Origin of the sequence: Frankia sp. AgKG'84/4 (genome assembly GCF_023242965.2) — a bacterium.
In the GTDB taxonomy this organism is placed as follows: domain Bacteria; phylum Actinomycetota; class Actinomycetes; order Frankiales; family Frankiaceae; genus Frankia.
Window position 1 is genome coordinate 1 of sequence record NZ_JALKFU020000478.1, and the last position, 4,225, is coordinate 4,225.

Genomic DNA, 4,225 nt, shown 5'->3' on the forward strand with positions numbered 1-4,225 from the left:
GGCGGCGGCTGCGGCGGCGGCGTCGACCTGGCCGCGGGCGTCGGCGCCCCGGGCACCGGCGACGATGAGCAGCAGCAGTAACACGACCAGCGGGGCGAGCAGGGTCAGTTCCACGGCGGCCGAACCGCCGTCCCGACCCGGGGAGCACCGGGCACGACGCGGTCGTCGGGTCATGGCCGGATCACCTCGCGGACACCGGAAGCGCGGGCGGTCACGTGCAGGCCAAGGCCCGGGAGGTAGCGGATCGCGGTGCCGGTGACGGTGACCGTGAGCAGCGTCGGACTGGTCTGCGTGAGGGTGACCTGCGGGTCGGTGAGGACGCCGCCGCCGATCTGACTGGTGATCAGCCCGGCGGTGTTCTGGGCGGCCTGGGGGTCGGCGCCAGCGAGGCGGGCCGCGTCGACGCCGCGCCGGGCGGCGGCGGAGGCGACCTGCTCGGCCCATCCCCACACCGCGAGCTGCACCACCACCACCATCATGATCATGATGAGGGGGGTGGCGACGACCAGCTCCGTTGACGCCGCTCCCTCGTCGTCGTGGCGGGCAGGGGTCGCTCGCCGGGCCTGACCCGCAGGCGCCGAATTACCCGATCGGGTGCGCGCACCTGTTCCCGGTCGGGATGTCGACCGGGAACAGGTGCGGTGGTGAAGAGTCACAGGTTGAGGCCGTTGGCCTTGTCCTTCAACTTCTTCGCGATGATGCCCACGATGATGACCGCGGCGGCGATCAGCAGCGCGGTGATGACCATGAACTCGGTGGAGTAGCCGTCGTCGCGTCCCCGGCCGCGTTCCTCCAGGCGGCGTAGCCGGGCGCCGAGGAGTGCGGGTAGGCAGAGCAGTAGGGCGCCCGCCGCCGCACCCAGGTGCAGGAGACGGCCGGCGGGGCGGCGTGAACGCGGCATCACAGAGGGACCTTTCGCGGGGGCGGTGCGCTACAGACCGGTCAGAACACGGGAGACCGCCGGGTAAGCGATCATGATGAGGAATCCGGCGGTGAGCAGGACGACGGGCAGGCTCATGCGTTCGGTGGCCTCGGCGGCGTCCGCGTCGGCGTCGGAGAGGTCATGCAGGCGGATCGTGTCGGCCCGTGCGGCGAGGCTCGCCCGGATCCGCGCGCCTTCCCCGCCGGCGAGGTGCATCGTCCCGGCGGTTTGGATGATGTCGGTGAGGTCGTAACGTTCACCGAGTTCGGCGAGTGGCGTCCAGATCGGCGAGCGGGTCAACGCCGCGCGTTCGACCGCGCCGCGCAGCAACGCGAACGCCTCACCGTTGCCGGCGGCGGCAGCGTCGCTGACCGCCTGTTCCAGCCCGGCGCCACCCGCCATCGCGATCACCGTCAGGTCCAGGAACGCGGCGAAGGCGTAGCGCACGGTGCGCCGGGTGCGGGCGGCGTCCGCGCGGACCGCGACGTCGGGGCCGAGGAACATCGCGGCGGCCACGGCGAGCGCGCCGACGGCGGGCAGCGTGAGGGGCAGGCGGATCCCGGCGGGCGCGAGGAGCAGCCCGAGGATCGGTGGAAGGGCCAGGCCGACGACCCCCGCGGTGAGCTTCTCGGCAAGGTGGCTGGTGGGGTCGCGGTCCAGGACCGTGAGATCGCGGCGGATCGAGGCGGGCAGCAACCGCAGCGGCCCGAGCCGGACGGCGAGGGGCCGTCCGACGCGGGCCGCCCACCCTTCCTGCGCCCCGCCCGACGGCGGCGCGGCGGGGGCGATGGAGTGGGGGGTGAGGGCGGCGAGAAGGACGTCGAGGTCGGGACGGGCGGGACGCAGCCCGGTCCAGGCCAGCCACACACCGGCGCCGACGCCCACCCCGCAGACCACGGTGAGGATCACGGGCTGGCCTGGGATGGTGCGGTAAGGATGCGCTCCGGGCGGGACAGGCGTCCCATCCGGGCAAGCCAGGTGAACGCCACCGCCCACAGGGCGCCGATCGCGGCGAGAACGAGCTGGCCCAGCGCCGTGCTGTAGGGGGCGACGAACGCGGGGCTGAACAGAGTCAGCCCGGCGGCCATCGCCAGGGTAGTGAGGACGATGACGCGGGTCGAGGTACGGATCCGGGCCCGGGTCGCCGCCGCCCGTAGCCGCAGCGCCGCCTGACCCCGCGCGGCGGTCGCGAGCCGGTCGAGGAGATCCCCGAGGTTGCGGCCCTGCCCGGCCGCGGCGAAACGCAGCGCCGCCACGATCAGATCCCCGGTCGGGTCGTCGAGCTGGTCGGCGAACACGGCCAGGGCGTCGGTGAGACGGGCACCGTCGGTCAGGGCACCGGCGAGGGTGAGGACCTCGACGCGGATCGGGTCGGGGGCGATCGGCGCGGTCGCGCGGATCGTCTGCTCCAGTCCGGCGCCGGCCGCCAGGGTGTCACGCAGCATGTCCGCCCACGACGCGAGCGCCTCCACCCGGGCCGTCTCGGCCGCACCAGCTTTGCCTTCGGTGAGCAGACTCGGGGCACCCAGCACCGCGGCGGCGGCCAGGGCGGCAGCGACCGGCCAGCCCGTCACCACCCCCACGGCCAGCGCGGCGAGGACCGCCGCGACCAGACGGACCGTACGGGCCTGCACCGAGAGCACCGGGCCCGACCGGCGCCGCGCACGCAGCCGCAGCCAGCTTGGGGTGCCGGCGGTGAGAAGCAGCCACAGCCCGGCGGCGACGCCCAACCCGCAGCCCACCGCGAGCCCCGTCCCGCCCGACACACTCACCACGAGGCGTTCCCCGCGATCGGGGCGTGGTAGCGGGCGGTCAGGGCGGCGTCGATGTCGGCGGCGGTCTGCGCGCGCAGCGGCGCACCCGGCACCGCCGCCCCGTCGGGGCCGGGACGCCACACCTCATTCGAGGTGACCATCAGCCCGTCGGCGCCGGTGACCTCCCGCACGCTTCCCACGACCCGCCGGCCCTGCGCCACGGTCATGTGGATGACGATGTGCACCGCGGCGGCGGTGAGCAGGTTCGTCGCCTCCATCGCCAGCCCGTCGGCCATCGCCGCATAGGCCGCGATCTTCGCGAAGACGCCGGCGGAGCTGGAAGCGTGGATGGTCGCGAGGCTGCCGTCAGTGCCCTGTGACATCGCCATCAGCATCGGGACGACCTCACCGCCGCGGACCTCCCCGACGATGACCCGGTCCGGACTCATCCGCAAAGCCCAGCGCACCAGCTCCGCCAAGCCAATCTCCCCGGCCCCTTCCTGGTTCGCTTCGCGGGCCTGCATCGCGACGACGTCGTCGTGCAGGCCGTCGCGGTCCAGTCCGAGTTCGAGGCTGTCCTCGATCGTGACGATCCGATCGTCGGCGGGAACATCCGCAGCCAGCGCCCGGATCAGCGTCGTCTTCCCCACGCCGGTCTCCCCGGCGACCAGGATGTTGCGCCGGGCCAGCACCAGTCCGCGCAGGAACTCCCGGAGCCCGGCGGTGATCGTGCCGACCTCGACGAGCTGGTCCAGGCTCACGCGTGGGTAGCGGTGGCGGCGGATCGACACGACCGGCCGGACGGTCACCGCCATCGCCGCGAACAGGCGCGACCCGTCCGGCAGCTGCATGTTCAGCCGAGGCGACGCCCGATCGAAACGGCGTTCCTCCATCCCACTGCGCGCCGCGACCGTGCGAACGAGCTCGATGAGGTCCTCGTCCGACGCGGCGACCGGGGGCATCCGCAGCCGCTGGCCATCGGCGTACCGCACCCACACCACGTCGCACCCGTTGCAGTTGATGTTCTCGATCCGCGGGTCGTCCAGCAGCGGCTGCAACCCACCCAACGCGAACAGCCCGTCAAGCACCGTTCGGCCGACCTGTTCCTCCTCGGTCGCGCTCAGCATCGACCGGCCGGCCGTGAGGGCCTGCTCAGCATTGGTGCGCAGCATGTCCGCGACCAACCCGGCGGCGAACGCCCGCTGATCCGCCACCGGCCAGCCCGCGCCGACCTGCCCGTCGCGGACCACCGCCGACAACTCCACCGCGACCCGCTCCCGGATCACGCCGATCAGCCCCGACAGCCCCGGCCCACCGGCCGTCATCGCCGCCCACCCCGGCCCCCGCGCACCGACGAGGACGGCACCCACCCGCCCGTCTCACCCTCACCCGGCGGGGAACCCATCGGCACCAACACCGTCGCCGACCTGCCCGCCACCGCAGGCGGCGCGATCCCCGCCGCGACCGGCGAGGCGGGCAGCGGAACCGGTCGGGCCTCGAGCTGGGTGGCCAGCCGGCCGGCGATCTCGCGATAGGCGCGGGCCAGCGG

7 protein-coding genes are annotated in these 4,225 nt (G+C 73.9%); all 7 read right to left on the reverse strand.

Features of this window, described 5'->3' with window-relative positions; all coding sequences use genetic code 11:
* Positions 1–174, reverse strand: a 174-nt coding sequence (locus MXD58_RS21575) for a TadE/TadG family type IV pilus assembly protein (protein WP_250609812.1), incomplete at its 3' end; no start/stop codon positions are given.
* Positions 171–656 (reverse strand): TadE family protein, encoded by a 486-nt coding sequence (locus MXD58_RS21580; protein WP_308302017.1) that lies wholly within the window; start codon positions 654–656, stop codon positions 171–173. The genes MXD58_RS21580 and MXD58_RS21575, both read right to left, overlap by 4 nt.
* Positions 653–901, reverse strand: coding sequence for a hypothetical protein (locus MXD58_RS21585; protein WP_248839579.1), 249 nt, complete (start codon positions 899–901; stop codon positions 653–655). The genes MXD58_RS21580 and MXD58_RS21585 overlap by 4 nt, the downstream gene beginning before the upstream one ends.
* A 30-nt stretch (positions 902–931) precedes the next feature.
* On the reverse strand, positions 932–1,831 hold the full coding sequence (locus MXD58_RS21590; RefSeq protein WP_248839580.1) for a hypothetical protein: 900 nt from the start codon (positions 1,829–1,831) through the stop codon (positions 932–934).
* Positions 1,828–2,697, reverse strand: a complete 870-nt coding sequence (locus tag MXD58_RS21595) for a type II secretion system F family protein (protein WP_248839581.1) — start codon at positions 2,695–2,697, stop codon at positions 1,828–1,830. Before MXD58_RS21595 ends, MXD58_RS21590 begins: the two co-directional genes overlap by 4 nt.
* On the reverse strand, positions 2,691–4,001 hold the full coding sequence (locus tag MXD58_RS21600; RefSeq protein ID WP_248839582.1) for a TadA family conjugal transfer-associated ATPase: 1,311 nt from the start codon (positions 3,999–4,001) through the stop codon (positions 2,691–2,693). The genes MXD58_RS21595 and MXD58_RS21600 overlap by 7 nt, the downstream gene beginning before the upstream one ends.
* Positions 3,998–4,225, reverse strand: a 228-nt coding sequence (locus tag MXD58_RS21605; RefSeq protein ID WP_250609811.1) for a hypothetical protein, incomplete at its 5' end; no start/stop codon positions are given. The genes MXD58_RS21600 and MXD58_RS21605, both read right to left, overlap by 4 nt.

Excerpts from the sequence above, each read along its gene's own strand:
- MXD58_RS21585 (WP_248839579.1), bottom strand. The coding sequence starts at position 901 with ATGCCGCGTTCACGCCGCCCCGCCGGCCGTCTCCTGCACCTGGGTGCG.
- MXD58_RS21600 (WP_248839582.1), bottom strand. The coding sequence starts at position 4,001 with ATGACGGCCGGTGGGCCGGGGCTGTCGGGGCTGATCGGCGTGATCCGG.